This is a genomic window from Psychrobacillus sp. MER TA 171, assembly GCF_023713305.1.
In the GTDB taxonomy this organism is placed as follows: Bacteria; Bacillota; Bacilli; order Bacillales_A; family Planococcaceae; genus Psychrobacillus.
Genome location: NZ_JAMAWN010000005.1, coordinates 48,596 through 68,427, shown reverse-complemented (window position 1 = coordinate 68,427; position 19,832 = coordinate 48,596). Strand labels below are relative to the sequence as shown.

Genomic DNA, 19,832 nt, shown 5'->3' with positions numbered 1-19,832 from the left:
ATGTTTACAGTCACTATAAAAAAGAATTGTTAGTCAAAATCAAACAAAAAATTTAACAAAGCTATTTCATTTAATGTCACCATATTTCTTAAAGCCTACCTATTTAAGATTAGGTTAGCCTCATTTACAACACGACGAACAAGCTGTTCAACCGTTTCTTCTCTAGCTAATGTTGGACTTTGGCCCGACCAGAGAGACATGAAATCTGCGTCTTTTTGCTGAGTGGCCGCTTTTCTTAAGTTTTGTGTAAGTGCATTTTGGACGGGAAAGGGCGGTAGCTTGTTTTCATGTACATGCATTTCTTTCATAAAACGATTTTCAATTCCTCTTGCTTCCTTCCCGGAAAATGCTTTCGTACTCACTATGTCCTCGCTTTTTGCTTGCAGTACGGCTTGTTTATGCACTGGGTTTGCCCCACTTTCTTTGGTTGTTAAGAAGGCTGTTCCCATTTGTACGGCATCTGCTCCTAAACATAATGCGGCAGATAGTCCTCTACCGTCCATTATTCCTCCTGCTGCAATAACTGGTATTGACACCTGATCAGTAACCTGGGGAATTAGTGCCATTAAGCCAATCATGCTGTTAGGGGAATCTACTAAAAAGTTCCCACGATGCCCTCCTGCCTCACTACCTTGTACAACTACCGCGTCCATCCCCGCCCGTTCGATAGCTACGGCTTCTGACACAGTAGTAGCTGTCCCTATTGTCATAATCCCGTTTTGTTTAAGACTTTCAATCGTTTTTTTGGAAGGAATTCCAAATGTAAAGGAACAAGCAGCCACTCTTTCTTCTATAACAATCTTTAGTAGTTCCTCATATGTTTGCTTTTCAATTTCTTTTGTAGGTAAGTCCGGTTCTTTCATTTTATGATTTAAAAGGAGCGCATAATTGTCTATTAGCTGCTTAGATTTTTCAACCTGGTCCTCATTCAATTCAAAATGCTCAGGAACGAACAAATTTACTCCAAAATTTGCATTCGTAAGTGCCTTCATCTGATTTATTTGAACTCGTAATTGATCAGGCTTTAAATATCCTGCACCAATCATTCCAAGTGCACCTTGATTGGAGACTTCACTGACTAGCACAGGGGTTGTAATTCCTCCAGCCATTGGCGCTTGAATGATAGGGCACTTTAAATCTAATGATTTCATAAAATTATTTCCCATCATCGAAAACCTCTCCTTATTTCAGTTTTCTTTAACTTTCCACTGTTCATAATAAGTAGCTTCAACAGATATCTTTTTTGTTCGCAACCATTCAAACGCTTTTAAGACTAAGGGCGAGGAATTTTCCATCGATGTTTCCTGTTCCGAAATCCATACAGCTCCTAGTGAGTCCTGTCCTTTAAACTGCAATGGTTCAGATATCGACCCTCCTACATGCTCAACTTCATAAAAAACCGCTACATGGTGTACAGCCGTGCCTTCTCTCCAATCGGTGTGAATAATAAAGTCAGCTGCTCCAATCTGTTTACGCACATCGATTAATAACCCTGTTTCTTCATAGAATTCTCTTTCAATTGCCTCCTGCAGCGATTCACCTGTTTCTAAATTCCCACCTGGAAGGTCATAGCGGTTGATATAAGGACCACCATTTTTCTGAATAACTAGAAGCTTGTTTTCATGTATACAAATACCATACACTCCAAACGCTCTATGAAAATTCAACTGAATTCTATTATTCCATTGCATAGCTTTTTCCTCTAATGATTGCACAAACTTGTCCTTACCATTAATATAACTCTCCACATCATAAGGAAACTGTTGGGCAAGAGCTCTCTTTAGCTCACCGTATTTCTTTGCCTCCACAGAATGCTTTCTTAAATAATCTCTAAAAATAAGATATCTCTCTATTTCAGGATTCCCTTGTTCATAAATATGTACGTGATGAGTCCTATTGTCACCCCCTTTTTGAAAATAGCGTCGACCTGGTAAACCGTTCTCTCCTTTTGGGGTATAGCCAAGTTGAATCATTTGCTCATCGTATGCATCAACTCGTTTAATATTCCGGACAACAGGCATTATATCTATAATCGGCTTTGCAGAAAGCCCTTCTATAGAAGTGCTCCCTATATGGTAAATTTCTACTATTTCTTCCTTGAAGATATCATTCAAAGACTTTGATTCTTGTTGAAAATCAGTAGCCCATTTCTTTGAAAACTCTTTAACTTCAACTTTTCTCATTATAATCCCCACTTTTATTTAAGAAGTGCTGTCAGCTCGTTTTTATGATGTACGGATAATCCTAAAAGGTTCATGTTATTTCCCTTTAGCTCATCCATGATTTTATGAGCTACATGTTTAGCCAGCTCATATTTCTCTTGATTTATTCGACCAGAATGTAAAGCCTCTTCAAGCTCCTCTTCATCCACGAGAAAGTAATCACCGGATGGAAGGACTATAATGTCTAAAAATAAATCATCCCACCAAGGACCTTGATCGTCTATACCATGTTTATGGCATATATCTATATACCATTGAACTACTTTTCCGTTTTGATCAAACATGGTCGTTACCGTATAGTTTTCTGCCGTTGGAAAGTGCTGCAGCCACATATACCCGTGGTCGACAATACAAATTTTCTTTGCATCATAACTAACCCATAAAGGTTTTGCCGTCTCTACTAAATGTAAAAGGGATGCCCCTCCCGTAAACTGTTCGGAATTAATCTCTACAAAAGTATATCGTCTTTTTAAAATTCTTGACCATCCCGGGCGTTCCCCATATTTTCTTATAACCATCCTAATTCTCCTTTAATAGGATAATGTTACTTCTATAGTGATTAAAGGTAAATCCAAATTGTTTAATCCATATAAATCAATTATCTCTGGGATTTCACTTCTATTATTTAGAGTGATAGATACACTGTTGCCTTCTACAATGATTTCTCTGTGTTTAGAATCATACAAAGTATCTCCTTTTTCTATAAGTATATCGGTAGATAAATACATATAAGTGGCAATTGGAGTAAAGTGGATGAGTATGCCAACTCCTAAGTCATCGTCATCGTGTATCCTATCTACCTTACTTCCTACATTTTCTTTGCTGGGACTAATATTTTTAAATAAATGAAACACTTCCATCCCCTCCTAATTGTTTTGAAACGTATAGGGTGTTGCTGAATTTAACAAGCTTTTTATTCCTCCTCGGTGATAGGGCATCCATTTATTAGCGGTTTCATGATCCACCCATCTTAGCTCTTCTATTTCATCTGGATATTGTATGCTACACTCTCCATTAAGTACGTTCATTTTGAAGGTTACGAACAATACCTGGCTATCCTTGTGAGTAAAAAATGCTTCATTTAGTGCCATTACTCTCTCTACTTCCGTTATTAATCCAGTTTCTTCTTGAATTTCTCTCCTAATTGCTTGCTCCAATGTCTCGCCATGCTCGACTGTTCCACCTGGAAGTGTCCAGCCTGCCCCCTTATTTTTGACCATTAGTATATTTTCTTCATTCCTATCCGTTATTAAGCCGTATACCACGTCTACTCTTTTCAATATATGATTCTCCCTTACATATATTTTAGGACGAGGGCTTGGCACTCAATCCTTTAACTATCGAACAGCCTCAATAAAGAAATTATAACAAAATAGATAAATTTATGTTCTGAAATTTTAGAATATTCATCAAACAAACGTTCCGAGTCTTTAGGATTATTTTTTTCTAATAAGGGTATATATTAATATATTTATTTAATAATTAATACGTCTCACTAAGCGTTTTTTCTTTGCATGGAAGAGCTTTTGGTGGGAGGTGATTAGTTGAGAAGAGTCTATGGAGTAAAAAAATTAACGACATATTTAGATTCTGTTGGCTATCCGCTCACAGAAGAACAAATCCATCAATTGATTCTAAATAAAGAAATACCACATCTTAGACCAATCGGAGATATTATAGCCTTTAATTTAGAACACATAGATTGGTGGATCAGTCATAAAAAAATTTCTCCATAGAATAAGCCCTGCCTTTTATGGCAGGGCTCTAAATTTTTGGAAGTATAGTTTTACAAGTTGGTCTTAGGACAGTAACCGCAAGCCCCTTGCCCGGGTATATCCATTGACATACAACAGCTCCGTCGGATCGGTTGATTGACTAGCACTGCTGGATTTCTCCCTTTTGTATATTCATAAAAAAGAGATTTAGTAGAAAATGATTTCCAAGCCTCAGTACTCTCTAAAATTTCAATATCATCCATTGCCTGAGATGCAGTAGATGGATTCTCTAAAAGTTTTTCATACATTTTAACAATGGAAACAAAAAAGCTTTCCCAAATAACCAATGGTGAGATCCTTGTTGTCTTTCTCAAATACTGAACAATCTCGTACCCTTGCTTCTGTAATATTTTCATAATCACGTCTTCTCGTTCTGTTTCTTTCACATAACGAAAATCATTTGGATTGATGAACATAGCAATGGTATAGGCATCATACTCCTTGGTGACATCGAAATGAAGCTCAGTATGCTTACCATCCCAAATCATGTCATAAGCTGCTAACATATAAAATTGATTGGCAAAAAACATACCATATCTTTTAGCAAAATGAGAAACAGCTGCTACCTGATTTTCTGCTTCTGTAATTCCTTGCATCAGTTTTGCAAAATCATCCTGGAAAAATTCTTTGCTGAGGCGTTCTAACGTGAATAGTGTACGAAGCGGCCTAGTCGTATATATTCGATGTTCATTTAATATAAATTCTTGTTCAAACGTAATTGCTGGCATATTCTCACCTATTCAAATAATTTATTCAATACTTCTATTTTATCGGAAGAGACCGTCATTGCAACATTTCCAGCTTGAACGAGAGAAACCCCTATACCGATAGCTGAATCGGTATAGGGGTGCATTCGTTATACCTCTAAAGATGTCTCTGTTGGAGTAGGAACCATTTTGGAGATGATGATAGTTAACAATACAGATACTAAAACACCCCATAAAATTCCTAATGCAAGTGAGGCAATAGAGCCAGCAACTATACCAACTCTTGCTCCCCAAACGGAAACCTGACTGTTACTAGTTCCCATTGTAAACTCTTGTCCCTTTCTATTTTTCCAAAGGAGTCCTACGACTAATACTGGTACAACTCCCCCTCCTGCCATTGAATAAGCCAAGGAGAATAAATCGATAATTGAATCCGCCCAAATAGCTGTCCCAATTGTAAAAGCTCCAATTACGATAACTCCTATTCTCGTTAATTTTAAATAATAGGAATCTTCCTTAGGTTTCATATTTGGGATTACTAAGTCGTTTACAATGACGACTGCAGCGGAATGCAAAAGAGAAGAAGCACTGGAGATTGCTGCTAGGAATATCATGATAAAAAAGGCTAGTGCAGCAAGTTGTGTCATTTCCTCAAGGATAAGCCACGAAATAGCTTCGTCTGCAGCTAAATTAGGATTTTGTATTTTTACTACCATTCCGGCAATTGTTGCAAAAACAGTAAATACAATTGCTACTATTCCACTGATTAGCATAGCTCTGCTTGCTGCCTTCGGATTTTTAGACGCGAAGCACCTCTGCCAGTATACTTGAGCAGCTAGTATCCCTAAAGTACCGGTTACAAATAGGGAAATTACTTCCATAGCTGAAAGATTCATTTGAGCTAGTTCGATAGCTCCAACATTTTCTAAGCCAGTCTTAAGTGTTGTATAGCTAAAATCAATTTTAGCGAATACTTGTATGTAAAACCAAATAGCAATAGCGATCAATATCCCACCCTGTATGAGGTCTGTCCATACAACGGAATACATCCCGCCAACAGCTGTGTAAATGATGAATACAGCAGAAAAGACTAATATCATCATCAGAGGATCTGCTCCTGTAAAAGCTGAAAATAAAGCCCCCATTCCCATAGCCTGACCGCTTACCCACGCAATCATAATTGCGGAGGTTAAGATTGCTATCAAACCACGAGACAATCTATCTCTTATGATTAAATCATCCATCATTTCTGCTAGTGTATTATATGTAAACTTTGCCGCAAAACCTGCAAATACAAGTGCAAATAATATTTTTGCACCCTGCTCTCCAATGACGAATGGCACATTAGCTATTCCAATCTCGTACCCCTTTGAGGAATGGCCTACGAAATTGCCGACTCCCATGATGGTTGCAATGTCTGTAAACAATAATAAGAAAAATGGCAACGTTCCACCGGCTATTGCATAATGCGCAAAGCTCGTATCTGCTTTTTTCTTAAATAGGAAAGACATCCCTATAAAAGCTAACGATAATATAATCGTAACTGTCCATGTCCAAAACGATAAACCCATACAACCCCTCCTGTAGAAAATGTAACGCAAACATTATTAATAAAATTAGTAAATTATTAAAAATTTGCTATTACTTTACTACCCCAGGTTTGATTGACATAAACCATAATAAAAGAACGAATAAATATCTATTTATCTAATAATAAGATTAGAATTTCCCATAAAAATTGGAGTCTCTCTTTTGCTAAAGAAATAGGCTATGTTAAAAAGTAGGGTTGATTTATGAGGCATAGAAAAAGAAATTTTTAAATCAGAGAGTAGAATTGATTTCCGCCCCAGCCGGACGCTTTCTCAAAGATACAACCCACTTACAGCCATCTGATTTGGATGAAGCTTTTATCCAAATAAAAGTTAATTTCTCTTTTAAATATTAAAGGCTATGTTCTATGGTTGTGTGTGAAATGTTACACTTAAACGAACTAGAGAGGTTAATCGTATAAGGGTTGTATTTGAAAAGGCGGCGAAGTAGTAAATAAAGTTGAATTATTGAGAGGAAGATTATTATGTTAGAAGTAAGACCTTTAGAGAGCAAAGATTATGAATTGATTAAGGAGGCAGAAAATGTTATTGAAAAGAATTATAGATATGAACGACATCACATTGGTTCAGCGGTAAGAACGAAAACGGGAAAGATATACTCGGCAGTACACCTTGAAGCGAATGTAGGAAGAATTACCGTATGTGGAGAAGCAATGGCTATTGGTAAGTCTATCTCTGAGGGAGACCATGAATTTGAAACGATTGTCGCAGTAGCCCACCCTCATCCACACGAGGATATAGAAAAATGTTGGGTAGTTGCACCATGTGGCATGTGTCGTGAGTTAATAAGTGATTATGGGACTGATACTGATGTAATCATTTCTTATAAAGGTGAGTTAGTAAAGTGTAATGTAATGTAATTAATACCAGAAAAATATACAAGTGATCCTGAATGACCTTCTTAAATGTAGTGTAGTGAATTAATTTGAAAATCGTATAATTGAATACAAAGAAAAACCCCTTCTTTTAAATAAAAGTAGGGGTTTTTGCGTTTTAATAGACTTAGGGATATGTGAAAAATAGGTGACTTTATTAAAGTAAAACTCCTGTTAATGAAACAATGGTTGAACTATTCTGTAATCCTTCTTTAAAAACACAATAAAAATGTCAGCCTTTCCATGACAAGCTATTTACTCCGAAGACAAGAAGGATTCACCGCACCGTTTTTAATGTCGATTTTTTATTAAAATGAAAAAATCCTGTTTTGTGCTTCCATACATGGTTATTAAATTTAACCCAAAATCTCAATATCTTCCAGATTCAATTTACTAAAATCGACCTTAACTCCTCCCATTTCATAGATAACATTGGATCTATTGTTAAATCCACCATGATCATCGTTGCCTACCGTTATTAACATATTATTTGTTTGACAAAAGTCAACGAGAACTTTTGTTGTTTCTTCTGTATGGGTCGTGTAATAGCATTCAAAGCCATCTGCACCCATATTTTTAAGTACTTTTAAACGAGGTACTATTTCTTTAAGATTGTTCTTCAAGTTTTCTCCGATGTGGGCAATAACGGCTTTACCATTTGCTTTATGTATTGCATTTATTACATATTCTATCGATGGAAATGACCTTTTTGGTTGAACATGATAATCGCTGACGAGCTTAAAAAAACTAGAAACATTATTAACTAAATTTTTGGTTGTTAAGTAGTCAAAACCTTTCCAACCACCGTTTTTTAGATTTCGACTGTAAGAATTAAATTCCTCTATACTTATTTCCTGATAATCAACACTCATACTTTTGATTAATTCTAAATCAATATCAGCATAAACCGACTCAGATTGTTTGCAAATATTAATAATCTCTTTGTTTTCAAAATCGAAATCATAAGCGAGGACATGAAATTCTTTACCTTCATATAAGGTAGAAATTTCTGCACCTCGAATTAATTTAATTTTGTACTCTTTACACAATTGAATAAGCTCTTTATAAGCTGCTGTTGTGTTGTGGTCGCTTACACATAATAAGTCAATGCCGAGCTCTCTTGCCTTCTTGACAATTTCCTCAGGAGAACGGTTGCTATCGGAGTAGTACGAATGAATATGTAAATCTGCATACATTATAATTTCACCTCTAATTTGTAAATGGATGTCTTATTCCTTTTTTCTTATATATTATTAATTCTATTATTCGATGACGGTCATTTACCTTTATTTCATTTCCATTAAATATAATAAATACGAAATGAATTTCAGTATTCCTCCTTAAAATAAAAAACTATCAAAATTTACAGAACCTATTTTGCTTGGTATTTTATTGTGGACAGTTTCGTATTGAACATGGAGTGCCTTAAATGGGCCTGGAGAAAATATCCTAGCTTATTTTTTAAGTGTATTTAAAATCAACCCTTCCTTTTAACATAGCCATATTAAATTAAAGTGAGCTCGGAGACACGAGCTCATTTTATGTTTTGGCTATGTTATAAAGGCAAGATTTGATTGTTCACCAGATGGTTTTTGCCTGAAAAACTACAGGAGCAGTTTGATAGCAAAGTGTAGTAACAAAACGACTATCCAAAACGTCTAATTGATAAAGGAGGGGTGTTTTTTGAAAAGGAAATATATCTGCTTTTACTTCCTTATCTTTATATTTCTCTTCGTCACGGGTTGTGCAAAAAATGAAAAAGAAAGCAACGTTGTAAAAAAGAATGACATAGATACCGAGGTCATAAACGTAGTACAGGAATATTTTCAAAATCAGAATACGAACCAACATAGCTCAGTAAATGAATGGAAAAACGCATCGGTGAAAAAAATTATGGTAGATGAAACATTTAAAAATTTTGATCATTCATATATAGGGAAAGAAATATTTTTAGTGACAAAAGTAGATTCAGTTGCATCACCACTAGTATTTGTTGATATGGAAACATTTGAAGTCATAGCGATTATGCCAGGGGAATAATTTCTCTGTTTCAGGTTTCCTTCTTGAAATAACACATCAGTGAAGTTAATACAACGATTAATCTTTATTTTTTATGAAGGTAATTACACCAATGCTAAATACCAAAATACCGACTAACATCAATGAATATATAAATCCGTTAAGAATTGGTACATATTCTTCAGCTAAACTTTTGTTTCGATACACGATCTTAACTAAACTGTACCCTAATGGTGTACTAATCAGTATGACACTTATTCCTAAGATAAAATAAGTTACCGCTTGTTTATTCATAAATTCTCCCCTTAAGCTAGTATCGATATATGGACACAAGTTAGTTAAGTCCTCTCCTATAAAATAGAGAGGACGTTCCGAAATGAGACATAAGCGTTCTAATCAGGCTATTAAACTCTTTCTCTCTTTTAAAAGAATATGATTAAAACAACTTACGGATACCAGGACAGCTTAGTATCACTATCTAATGGTAGATCTTTAACTTCAACACTTAATGTATCAAACCATTTATTTAATATTTCGTCCTTGGCTAGCTTTGAGTACTCGTCGTCTTCCCATATTATATGTGAAAACCAAGCGCTAGTTTGCCATTCAAATTGCAGCTCCGCAAATGCAATGGTTGAGTGATTGGCCTGTATGAAGTTATCATTTACTGCTTTCACAACATCAGTTGCTTGAGGAAGCAGTTCGTATTCAATTTTTTCTTTTATATCCTGATGCTCAAGCTGATGCCACATAACTAAACTTCCATCTACTTGATAAAAAATATCAAAAGAAGGTTGTTCCCCAAAATCGATGAGGACAAAAGCTCGTTCAACAGAATTGTTGGTTGCCTTAACCGTGTTCACAATAATATTTTGAGCCATTTCCACCCAATAACCCTTTGCTTCTTCTACAGGTGACTCAAGATAGAACTCGGATTCCAGTTCAGAAACAGCTACTTCTCCCTTATTAATATCTTCAACTTTTTTAAATAAGCGATTAAAAAAACCCATTTTTACACATCCTCAACAAGTTATTTTTTTCCAAGGATTAGCTATATTATAGCTTTCATGATTTCGTGTATATTTATAAATTCTGTTCATTTCTTCCTAAGAAGCTTTCGATTTCTATTCTTCTACTCTACATTGGTCCACCCTCAAACCCAATTGGCCAACCATTTTCTTTGAATTTCACCTTATATTGATATTCATGCGGTTTTTCGCTATAAAAACCTATTGTAAAGCCGGTATAAAGCTGATCATCAAAATTAATCATTCTTCCAAAGGAAATCGCAGATAAATAATAGTCCTCCGGTTGTTGAGCAGGAAAAAATTCTTTCAAGTAATTTAATGCACGATTAATATGCTGAGGAATATCTTTTAGTGTTTTCTCCGCCAAATCAATACAGCTGACATAAGGCTTTTTATCATCACCTTGTATAAATATTTCTACATCTTCCCACTCCCCTATATCCGCACGACAAAACCACTGCTTCGGTAGGAAGTTATCCTCTTCATTTTTAAGATTGTTGTTTGCTAAGTTCAATTCCTCTACTTCATTTTTAGTTAAAGGCTTCGATAGGATTAGCTGTTTCTCTAATATTTCTTTCGTGTATGTACTGTTGTTTGGATCAAAGGTACCCACTCGCTAACCTCCAATTTCGTAACTTTTTATACCTATTTTAACATAAATATACTTCTACTCTCAGAGTTCAACAAAAAGGAGCAACACCTATTTTGGTGCTGCTCCTTTTTCATTTATTTAATTCTTTTAGTTATTCTCTAAAAGTTTTTTGGCTGTCTGCAAGGTTTTGACTCGTTTCCGCAAGGTTTTAGCCCATCTCTGCAAGGTTAGCTATTCTCCGCAAGGTTGTGACTCATTTCCGCAAGATTTGGGGTCATCTCTGCAAGATTCTGACTCGTTTCCGCAAGGTTTAGAGTCATCTCCGCAAGGTTCTAGCTCATCTCTGCAAGGTTAGCTATTCTCCGCAAGGTTGTGACTCATTTCCGCAAGATTTGGGATCATCTCTGCAAGATTCTGACTCGTTTCCGCAAGGTTTGGAATCGTCTCTGCAAGGTGATCAGCCTTTATCCTCGCAGCTCGGCTCCTGCTTGCTCAGCTAATGCTTTTAGAACTTTGTTATGTGCATTAACTACTTCTTCATCCGTTAATGTACGCTCTGGATCGAAATACGTTAGAGAGAATGCAACTGATTTTTTGCCTGGTTCCATTTTTTCTCCTTCATATAAATCGAATAAATGTACACCCTTAAGCAATTTCCCACCTGATTGTTGAATAATTGCTTGCAGCTCTCCAGTAGCTTTTTCCTGATCCACTACTAATGCGATATCGCGAGTAATAGAAGGGAATTTAGAAACTGGTGAATAATACAATGTTCCAGCATCTTTGTTTAATACCTTCATTAAATTCAGTTCGAATACATACGTATCCTTTAAGTCACGTGCTTTTTGTTCCGCCGGGTGTAATTGACCAATAATACCGATCTCTTCCCCTGCCAATTGGATAGTAGCAGTTCTTCCTGGATGCATTCCTTCCATTACTGTACGTTCAAAGGTTAACTCACTTGTATGACCAAGTAAATCCATTAAACCTTCTACAATTCCTTTTAAAACAAAGAAATCTACTGACTTTTTCTCTCCTTGCCAGCTATGCTCAACCCATTTACCAGCAATAACGCCTGCTAAATGCTCTTGCTCATGAGGTAATCCAGATGCTGTTTCTCCTAAGAAAACAGAACCAATTTCATACAATGCAACGGTATCTGCTTGGCGAGCAGTGTTATACGTTACAGCCTCTAGCAAATGAGGGATTAAGCTTTGACGTAGCGTGCTACGCTCCTCACTCATTGGCATTAATAGTTCCGTTACAGGAGCAGTTTCTAAAGCAAACTTTTGTGCTACTTCTTTAGAAGTTAATGAGTACGTAATTGCTTGGTAAAGTCCTGCACCTTCCATAAAACCACGCACTTGGCGACGTTTTGCTTGGTAGGATGTTAAACCACCTGGTTTAGACTCTTCCACAGGTAACGTCATTGGAATCTCATCATAACCATACATACGAGCTATTTCTTCCACGATGTCCTCCGGAATTTTAATATCCTGACGTCTAGTAGGTGCTTTAATATATAAATATCCATTAGCTGCTTGGAATTCAAATTTCAAACGAGACAGAATAGATGTCATATCCTCTAAAGATATCTTCATTCCTAAACGACTGTTAATGAAGTCTGGAGAAACGATAACTTCAGCTGGAGATTTATCTAACTTATCTACAACTACGGAACCAGCTAGTACTTCACCATTTGCAAGCTCTGCTAATAGGCTTGCTGCACGCTCTGCTGCCATATTTACACGATTTGGATCCACACCTTTTTCGAAGCGAGCACTTGCATCACTACGTAGGTTATGGTCTTTCGATGTTTGACGTACAGATCCAGCTGCAAAGTAAGCTGACTCGATTACAACGGTTGTCGTGCCTTCATGAACCTCTGAATTAGCCCCACCCATTACTCCAGCAATAGCAACCGGCTCTTTACCGTTAGTTATTACTAAATGGTTAGATTTAAGTGTTCGTTCTTGGTCATCGAGTGTAACCATCTTTTCTCCTTCAGCTGCAAGGCGAACAACGATTTCCTTTGTTGCTAAACGGTCATAGTCAAATGCATGAAGTGGTTGACCAAATTCCATTAATACATAGTTAGTAACATCTACTACGTTATTATGAGGACGAATTCCAGCAGCCATCAGACGATTCTGTAGCCATAATGGAGATTCTTTTACTTGTACGTTTTTAACAACCTTAGCAATATACAGAGGATTTTCTTCTATTGCATCCACACGAAGCTTCAAATAGTCCTCTGCCTTTTCATTGCTTTCTGTATAAGCAGCCTCAGGATATTTCATATCCTCTGAAAGAATAGCCCCTACCTCATAAGCAACTCCTAGCATACTTAGTGCATCCGAGCGGTTTGGTGTTAAACCTAGCTCTAGCACTACATCGTCCAGGCCTAATAAAGGAAGTGCACTTTCACCTGGTACAGCTGTTTCAGGAAGAACATAAATCCCTTCTGCATACGCTTTAGCTACTAGGCGACCTTCAATACCTAGCTCTTGAAGAGAACAGATCATTCCATTAGATACTTCTCCGCGTAGCTTTGCTTTTTTAATTTTAATGCCACCTGGTAGCACAGCTCCAGGACGTGCAACGATTACCTTTTGACCAGCGTCAACGTTCGGAGCACCACAAATAATTTGAGTGATTTCATCTCCTACATCCACCTGACAGATGTTTAGCTTATCTGCTTCTGGATGCTTCACTTTTTCCTTTACATAACCGACTACCACATTTGTCATGCCTAGAGAGCGATCAATCACTGCATCTACTTCTATTCCTGAACGAGTAATTTTCTCACCTAAGTCTTTCGGGTCCAACCCTTGTGTGTTTACATATTCTGATAACCATTTCGTTGATACTAACATGTCATTTCCTCCTTACACTTCTGTTCGGTGGAATTGCGATAAGAAACGCACATCATTTGTATAGAAATGACGAATATCTTCCACTCCATATTTCAACATTGCAATACGCTCTGGTCCCATACCAAACGCAAAACCAGAAAGCTTTTTAGAATCATAACCAGCCATCTCAAGAACATTAGGATGAACCATACCTGCTCCTAGGATTTCAATCCAACCTGTTTTCTTACATACGTTACAACCACTTCCTCCACATTTGAAGCAAGAGATATCCATCTCTACAGAGGGCTCTGTGAATGGGAAGAAACTTGGACGCAGTCGAATTTCACGATCTTCTCCGAACATTTTTTTCGCGAATAAAGATAAAGTACCTTTTAAATCACTCATACGAATATTTTCACCGATGACTAAACCTTCGATTTGAGTGAACTGATGAGAATGGGTAGCATCATCATTATCACGACGATATACCTTACCAGGACAAATGATCTTAATTGGTTGCCCTTCTTTTGCTTCCATCGTGCGCGCTTGAACTGGAGAGGTATGCGTACGCAATAGAATATCCTCTGAAATATAGAAGGAATCCTGCATATCACGAGCTGGATGTCCTTTAGGTAAATTCAACGCTTCAAAATTGTAATAATCCTTTTCTACCTCAGGACCTTCTGCAATTTCATAGCCCATGCTTAAAAATAAGTCTTCAATTTCTTCTACTACACGAGTTAACGGATGGTGATTCCCCGTCTTCACTGGTCTCCCAGGTAGAGTTACATCGATAGACTCTTTTGCAAGCTGTTCTTGAATCGCTTGCTCTTGAAGTAATGTCATGCGTGCTTCTAGGACAGCAGTTACTTCCTCACGCACTACATTGACAAGTGCCCCCATCTTCGGACGTTCCTCGGCTGGGAGTTTACCCATACCCTTTAGTAAATCCGTAATCGGTCCTTTTTTCCCTAAATACGCTACTCTCACATCATTTAATTCTTTTGTGTTTTGTGAAGCTTCAATTTTTTGTAATGCTTCTTCTTTTAACTGTTGAAGTTGTGCTTCCATTTGAAAAATCCCTCCTAATTGACAAAATAAAAAATCCCCGCCCCTATAAAAGGGACGAGGACTAATTTCGCGGTACCACCCTGATTATTGCACAACTAAACGTGCAATCACTCAATTCGACTAACGGCTCTACACCGGCACACCTTTACAGTAAACACTGGTCCCGGTGGCAGCTAACGGGGTGAACTTCTATATGAATTCTCCATTTACGCTTCCAGTCTAGGCGCAAAATCCCTACATTCGAATAATCATATATACTTTTCCCGATGACAGCTTTTCTTATTTATCAAATTATTATCTATTATACGGACTTTTAAACATTTCATCAAGGGTATTTATCTCAATGTAAGCCCATAAAGAAGAATTCCTGTTGCGACTGCGACATTTAAAGATTCCGCTTGGCCCAATAAAGGAACAATAATATTTTGGTCCGTTTGTTCTAAAAGACTTGCTTGTATACCGCTACCTTCGTTTCCTACTATTAATGCAAACGCATCACTTTTCTCTACTTCATGAAACGGCGTTGAATTTTCAAATGCCGTTCCATATACTTTTACATTTTTCTCTTTTAGCTGATCGACCCAATAGCTTAAGTCACCTTTTAAAATAGGTATGTGGAAATGAGAGCCTTGAGCAGAGCGAAGCGTTTTAGAATTGTATGCATCAGCTGATCCCTTTCCAAGAATAACAGCGTCTATCCCTGCAGCATCAGCCGTACGGATCATCGTTCCAATATTCCCAGGGTCTTGAACCGCATCGATTAATAAAAATTTACTCCAATTTTCTTGTTCATCTGCTTGAGCGGCACTTTGCTTACAATGTGCAAAAATGCCTTGGGTATGCTCTGTTTCTGCAAGCTCTTTTTTAATAACATCATTAATTTCAACTATTTCTAGATTGTCTACATCCCAACTGGCAGGAATTTCACTTGTATCACTTAACATGATCGTTAAGACAAGTTCTTTTTGTTTGATTGCTTCTTCTACTAAGTGATAGCCTTCAATGATAAATTCACCAGTTTTATCTCTCTCTTTTCGAACACTGAGTAATTTTTTCCAATGCTTCACTAAAGAGTTTTGAGGAGATTCGATTCGTTTCATATTGTGTACCGCCTTTTTCTAAAATGCTGCAAAACAAATAGTTTAGCATCTTTTCTTTGTAGAAGATTATATCATGTTCCTCGATTAGTTCATATGTTCATATTTATCTTCCGTCAATTCAAAAAAATTATGTATAGTTGACGAGACATGGGGAAAGATGAAGACAAGGAGTGATGAAAATGGATTTTCAAATTCGAGAAGCAATAGCAGCTAACCTAAAGGGTAATTCAGCTACTGATATTAAAGAAGTGGTAGAAGATGCAATTAACCGAGGAGAAGAACATTTACTACCTGGTCTAGGCGTAATTTTTGAAAAATGGTGGAAATCGGCTGATGAATCCAGCAAACAAGCAATGCTAAATAATGTTTCTACTGCATTTGCTCAATAAGTATTGGCTAACGGAGACCGTAGATACTACGGTCTCTTTATTAATTCGATTTTAGTACCATGACCAGAGCTTGGTGAGCTTGTGTCCAGGGCATCATACCAAACTTTCACCTTGTCCCCAACCTCTATATTAGAGATTTGTTCGTCAAATCCAAAGGAAGAAGATTGAATAGATTTAGATGTAACTTCCTCCTTTGTTAGAATTCTATCTATTCCTGGTTGCTCTTCATAAATAAAAACATGAGCATCAGACACCTCTGCTACTATCCCTTCCCTCACAAATCGATCTTCCTGACTTTCTTCTTTACAACCCCATAAACTAACAACGGATACAAGTATTATAAGAAACCCCAAATATCGAATCACTGTTAACCTCCCAACATTATTCATACTCTTCTAGAATTTCTACAACTTCTATTTTTCCATCCACTAACATCTCGGGTAGTCCACTGATTACATTACCTTTCCAATACTCTCTTGCCTGCTCTATTTTCTTTGCAAAAGATATACCATCTTCCTTTGGCAAAAAGCTAGCATCTCCCTCAAAGGATTTCCCAAAAACTCGAAGTTTAACAAGCTGTAAGACCTGCCGATTATAGGAATTAAATAAGTCTACCCATTTGAGGGCATCCTCTAAGCTTTTTGTAGCATATAGACAGGATAATCTAGATGGGTAATTCGGATATTCCTCTAATCTAACCATTTCTACTATCGTTTCGCGGATTGCTCTAGTCGTTTGATCCAAATATTTAAGGCCAACCTCTGCATCCTCTTTAGTTAAGTTCACCCCTTCATTTGTATATTGGTTTTGAAAAATTCGAACAAAGTCTTCTCCCTTGGAATTTAATTGTTCTTTTTCAAAAAAGAAGTGATATAACGTATTCTTTTGGTTCTCACTAAAATCAATTATCTGTCCTACTCTCATCTTGTTTCGTGTAACAATATGATATACAACTAGTTCATTCTTCGTCATTTTTTTCTCCTTTTATTAATAAAATAGAAGACAAAACGTTTCAATTCACTAAACTACTAAATTATTTTATTTATTAGATAATTTGTTCTTGATTTATATAATATACTGTATATAATTACTCTATGAGTTTGAATAATTAGAAAAATCATAAAAGTTATACATCTAAATTATAGCAAAGAGGCGAAGCGAATGAAGATTTTAATGGAAAATATTGTGGAAGCATTGCAAGAACACTTAGAGCAAGATCAGATTTCCACCAACCAAACTATCCGAGAATTACATGGAAAAGATGAATCCTACCATTCTATTAGCTTGCCAGACATTGTCGTTTTCCCTAAAAACTCGGCAGATGTCAGCAATATCATGAAGACTGCTAATAAACTTGGAGTTCCAGTCGTACCGTTTGGTCGTGGCACGAGTTTAGAAGGGCATGTGATTCCCTATGATAATGGAATAACTATCGATTTTTCTTTAATGGATAAAATATTGGAAATAAGAGAACAGGATTTACTTGTGATAGTCCAGCCAGGTGTAACGAGAACACAGCTGAACATGGAGTTAAAAAAGTATGGTTTATTCTTTTCGGTAGACCCTGGTGCTGATGCTACTCTTGGTGGAATGGCCGCTACAAATGCGAGTGGGACTACAACTGTAAAGTACGGAGTTATGAGAGATCAAGTTCGAGACCTAGAAGTAGTGCTTGCGGATGGAACAATCATACATACAGGAAACTTGGCAGCTAAATCTGCCTCTGGATTTCACTTGAATGGGTTGTTTGTTGGTTCGGAAGGTACATTAGGCTGTTTTACAGAACTGACTTTAAGGGTGTATGGCATCCCGGAATTCACGACTGCTGCTAGAGCAACATTCCCTACTGTCAAACATGCAGTGGAGGCAGTAACCTCTATTTTACAGGCAGGTATACCGATTGCTCGCGTAGAGCTAGTAGATGAAAGCTCTATTCGTCAGGTAAATCAATTTAGTGAAACTAACTACGCTGAAAAGCCAACTCTTTTTTTAGAATTCCATGGCAATGAAGCTGGACTTGCTCAAGATGTAGAATTTACTCAAGAAATTGTGAAAGACCATGGCAGCGAGGATATTCAATTTGAAACAGATAACGCTGCTCGAAACAAGCTTTGGGATGCAAGACATAATCTAGCCTATGCTTACATTCATGGAAACGTAGGAAAGAAGCTCATGGTGACCGATGTTTGTGTTCCTATTTCCGAGCTAGCTGACGCTGTCATATTTGCACGTAAGGAACTTGATGCTATTGGGTTGATAGGAGGCCTTACAGGTCATGTCGGTGATGGAAATTTCCATGCCCTTATCATGATTGATATGAACAACCCAGAGGAAATACAAAAGGCTGTAACCTATAACGAAAAAATTGTACGTTACGCGTTAGAGCGCAAAGGTACTTGTACAGGTGAGCACGGGGTGGGTGTAGGAAAACAAAAGTACCAAGCCGAAGAACATGGGGAGGCACTTCGAGTTATGGAAAAGATTAAGGTTGCTTTAGATCCCAACAATATTTTAAATCCAAACAAAATTGTAAAACTTGAAAGAGAAGGTGAGTAATATGAAAACATTAGAGAAAATCAGTAGCTTCGCCGGTAAATATTTCGCTTTCCTAGTTATCATCATTGCAGTAATTGCTTTCTTAATACCAGAGGCATTCTTACCTTTTCGTAGCTATATAACCTTACTGCTTGGAGTAGTTATGTTTGGTATGGGACTTACGCTTAAAGCAGTTGATTTTAAGCTAATAATCACTAATCCTAAACCAGTATTAATTGGTGTAGCAGCTCAGTTTATCATAATGCCTTTAACTGCTTTTGCAATAGCCTACATTCTTCAGCTACCTAATGAATTAGCTGCCGGCCTTGTACTCCTAGGCTCTGTACCAGGTGGAACCGCATCGAATGTAATGGTTTACTTAGCGAAAGGAAATGTACCACTTTCTATTACAATGACGTCCTTCTCTACTCTCTTGGCGCCTTTAATGACACCAGTTTTACTTTTATGGTTAGCTGGGCAATGGATGCCAGTAAATGTGATGGATATGTTTATGTCCATTGTACAAGTAATTATCGTTCCGATTGTTCTTGGTCTACTTATTAAAAAATTATTACCGACAGTTGTAGAAAAAAGCGCCAATATTGTACCGTTGATCTCTGTATTGGCTATCATTATCATTGTATCTGCAGTAGTCGCAGGTAATGTTAATAACATCGCTTCTGCAGGATTATTAGTTTTTGTTGGAGTGTTCCTTCATAATGGTGCCGGCCTATTGCTTGGCTATTATACTGGAAAAATGATGAAGCTATCCAGATCTGACTGTCGCGCCATTTCAATCGAGGTTGGGATGCAAAACTCAGGTTTAGGTGTCGCACTAGCCACTGCTCATTTAGGTCCACTAGCAGCCCTACCAAGTGCCTTAGGCGCAGTGTGGCATAACATTTCAGGACCAATCATAGCAACTATTTGGGCAAAGACAGCAGGAGATCATGAGGAAGAAAAGGCTGAAGCTATCCCATTAGAAAGTAAGCCTTCACAGATTTAAAATAGGAATGGCAGTGGATGTTCACACTGCCATTCCTATTTTGATTAT

General features: G+C 37.2%; 22 protein-coding genes, 1 pseudogene and 1 other annotated feature. Of the genes and pseudogenes, 6 read left to right on the top strand and 17 right to left on the bottom strand.

The features are described from left to right. Window positions 1-95: 95 nt before the first annotated feature. The 6 genes and pseudogenes from M3627_RS06770 to M3627_RS06745 all read right to left on the bottom strand — a co-directional run bounded on the left by M3627_RS06770 (window position 96) and on the right by M3627_RS06745 (window position 3,502). Entirely contained in the window at window positions 96-1,169 is a 1,074-nt protein-coding gene (locus M3627_RS06770) for an NAD(P)H-dependent flavin oxidoreductase (protein WP_251553400.1), read from the bottom strand. Between the two features lie 18 nt (window positions 1,170-1,187). Further along, window positions 1,188-1,691, bottom strand: a complete 504-nt coding sequence (locus M3627_RS06765; RefSeq protein ID WP_251553480.1) for an NUDIX hydrolase — start codon at window positions 1,689-1,691, stop codon at window positions 1,188-1,190. A gap of 18 nt (window positions 1,692-1,709) precedes the next feature. Next, window positions 1,710-2,183: pseudogene (locus M3627_RS06760) on the bottom strand (GrpB family protein); the annotation flags it as partial. A 14-nt stretch (window positions 2,184-2,197) separates the two neighbouring features. Continuing rightward, on the bottom strand, window positions 2,198-2,740 hold the full coding sequence (locus M3627_RS06755; RefSeq protein ID WP_251553399.1) for a ribonuclease FAU-1 family protein: 543 nt from the start codon (window positions 2,738-2,740) through the stop codon (window positions 2,198-2,200). A gap of 12 nt (window positions 2,741-2,752) precedes the next feature. Continuing rightward, the gene (locus M3627_RS06750; RefSeq protein WP_251553397.1) at window positions 2,753-3,076 is read right to left on the bottom strand and encodes a hypothetical protein; all 324 of its coding nucleotides are present in this window, start codon (window positions 3,074-3,076) and stop codon (window positions 2,753-2,755) included. Window positions 3,077-3,088: 12 nt separating this feature from the next. Beyond that, window positions 3,089-3,502, bottom strand: a complete 414-nt coding sequence (locus M3627_RS06745) for an NUDIX hydrolase (RefSeq protein ID WP_251553396.1) — start codon at window positions 3,500-3,502, stop codon at window positions 3,089-3,091. A 264-nt stretch (window positions 3,503-3,766) separates the two neighbouring features. Here M3627_RS06745 and M3627_RS06740 point away from each other — a divergent pair, with 264 nt between their 5' ends. Next, window positions 3,767-3,958, top strand: a complete 192-nt coding sequence (locus M3627_RS06740) for a hypothetical protein (RefSeq protein WP_169361093.1) — start codon at window positions 3,767-3,769, stop codon at window positions 3,956-3,958. Between the two features lie 50 nt (window positions 3,959-4,008). Here the strand turns inward: M3627_RS06740 and M3627_RS06735 are convergent, their stop codons facing one another. Together M3627_RS06735 and M3627_RS06730 are read right to left on the bottom strand one after the other, a co-directional pair. Next, window positions 4,009-4,725 (bottom strand): Fe-S oxidoreductase, encoded by a 717-nt coding sequence (locus M3627_RS06735; protein WP_251553395.1) that lies wholly within the window; start codon window positions 4,723-4,725, stop codon window positions 4,009-4,011. A 128-nt stretch (window positions 4,726-4,853) separates the two neighbouring features. After that, complete coding sequence (locus M3627_RS06730; RefSeq protein WP_251553394.1) at window positions 4,854-6,275, bottom strand: sodium:solute symporter family protein; 1,422 nt, start codon at window positions 6,273-6,275, stop codon at window positions 4,854-4,856. 503 nt (window positions 6,276-6,778) lie between these two features. Between M3627_RS06730 and M3627_RS06725 the strand changes: the two genes are divergently transcribed. Further along, window positions 6,779-7,174: a cytidine deaminase gene (locus tag M3627_RS06725; protein ID WP_251553393.1), complete on the top strand. Its 396-nt coding sequence runs from the start codon at window positions 6,779-6,781 to the stop codon at window positions 7,172-7,174. Between the two features lie 371 nt (window positions 7,175-7,545). Here the strand turns inward: M3627_RS06725 and M3627_RS06720 are convergent, their stop codons facing one another. Next, window positions 7,546-8,385, bottom strand: a complete 840-nt coding sequence (locus tag M3627_RS06720) for a PHP domain-containing protein (RefSeq protein WP_251553392.1) — start codon at window positions 8,383-8,385, stop codon at window positions 7,546-7,548. A gap of 487 nt (window positions 8,386-8,872) precedes the next feature. On the opposite strand from M3627_RS06720, the gene M3627_RS06715 reads away from it, so the two are divergent. Beyond that, the gene (locus M3627_RS06715; RefSeq protein ID WP_251553391.1) at window positions 8,873-9,229 is read left to right on the top strand and encodes a hypothetical protein; all 357 of its coding nucleotides are present in this window, start codon (window positions 8,873-8,875) and stop codon (window positions 9,227-9,229) included. Window positions 9,230-9,286: 57 nt separating this feature from the next. Here the strand turns inward: M3627_RS06715 and M3627_RS06710 are convergent, their stop codons facing one another. The 6 genes from M3627_RS06710 to M3627_RS06685 form a co-directional block, all read right to left on the bottom strand. Next, the gene (locus tag M3627_RS06710) at window positions 9,287-9,502 is read right to left on the bottom strand and encodes a glycosyl transferase (RefSeq protein WP_251553390.1); all 216 of its coding nucleotides are present in this window, start codon (window positions 9,500-9,502) and stop codon (window positions 9,287-9,289) included. Between the two features lie 152 nt (window positions 9,503-9,654). Next, a complete protein-coding gene (locus M3627_RS06705) occupies window positions 9,655-10,218 on the bottom strand; it encodes a hypothetical protein (protein ID WP_251553389.1) in 564 nt (187 codons plus the stop codon). 127 nt (window positions 10,219-10,345) lie between these two features. After that, on the bottom strand, window positions 10,346-10,849 hold the full coding sequence (locus M3627_RS06700; RefSeq protein ID WP_251553388.1) for a hypothetical protein: 504 nt from the start codon (window positions 10,847-10,849) through the stop codon (window positions 10,346-10,348). 443 nt (window positions 10,850-11,292) lie between these two features. Beyond that, window positions 11,293-13,704 (bottom strand): phenylalanine--tRNA ligase subunit beta, encoded by a 2,412-nt coding sequence (pheT, locus tag M3627_RS06695; RefSeq protein WP_251553387.1) that lies wholly within the window; start codon window positions 13,702-13,704, stop codon window positions 11,293-11,295. A gap of 12 nt (window positions 13,705-13,716) precedes the next feature. Beyond that, the gene (gene pheS / locus M3627_RS06690; RefSeq protein ID WP_169360282.1) at window positions 13,717-14,754 is read right to left on the bottom strand and encodes a phenylalanine--tRNA ligase subunit alpha; all 1,038 of its coding nucleotides are present in this window, start codon (window positions 14,752-14,754) and stop codon (window positions 13,717-13,719) included. A gap of 47 nt (window positions 14,755-14,801) precedes the next feature. Further along, window positions 14,802-15,034: a binding site (T-box leader), on the bottom strand. A gap of 55 nt (window positions 15,035-15,089) precedes the next feature. Continuing rightward, complete coding sequence (locus tag M3627_RS06685) at window positions 15,090-15,854, bottom strand: TrmH family RNA methyltransferase (protein WP_251553386.1); 765 nt, start codon at window positions 15,852-15,854, stop codon at window positions 15,090-15,092. A gap of 179 nt (window positions 15,855-16,033) precedes the next feature. Between M3627_RS06685 and sspI the strand changes: the two genes are divergently transcribed. Then, the gene (gene sspI, locus M3627_RS06680; RefSeq protein ID WP_169360284.1) at window positions 16,034-16,243 is read left to right on the top strand and encodes a small acid-soluble spore protein SspI; all 210 of its coding nucleotides are present in this window, start codon (window positions 16,034-16,036) and stop codon (window positions 16,241-16,243) included. A 26-nt stretch (window positions 16,244-16,269) separates the two neighbouring features. On the opposite strand, the gene M3627_RS06675 is transcribed toward sspI, so the two are convergent. Together M3627_RS06675 and M3627_RS06670 are read right to left on the bottom strand one after the other, a co-directional pair. Next, window positions 16,270-16,608: a DUF3221 domain-containing protein gene (locus tag M3627_RS06675; protein ID WP_251553385.1), complete on the bottom strand. Its 339-nt coding sequence runs from the start codon at window positions 16,606-16,608 to the stop codon at window positions 16,270-16,272. Between the two features lie 16 nt (window positions 16,609-16,624). Then, window positions 16,625-17,215 carry a DUF2441 domain-containing protein gene (locus tag M3627_RS06670; protein ID WP_251553383.1) on the bottom strand — a complete coding sequence of 197 codons (591 nt, stop codon included), beginning with the start codon at window positions 17,213-17,215 and terminating at the stop codon, window positions 16,625-16,627. A gap of 189 nt (window positions 17,216-17,404) precedes the next feature. Between M3627_RS06670 and M3627_RS06665 the strand changes: the two genes are divergently transcribed. Together M3627_RS06665 and M3627_RS06660 are read left to right on the top strand one after the other, a co-directional pair. After that, window positions 17,405-18,799: an FAD-binding oxidoreductase gene (locus M3627_RS06665; protein ID WP_251553381.1), complete on the top strand. Its 1,395-nt coding sequence runs from the start codon at window positions 17,405-17,407 to the stop codon at window positions 18,797-18,799. Between the two features lies 1 nt (window position 18,800). Beyond that, the gene (locus M3627_RS06660; protein ID WP_251553380.1) at window positions 18,801-19,784 is read left to right on the top strand and encodes a bile acid:sodium symporter family protein; all 984 of its coding nucleotides are present in this window, start codon (window positions 18,801-18,803) and stop codon (window positions 19,782-19,784) included. The last annotated feature ends 48 nt before the right edge of the window (window positions 19,785-19,832 follow it).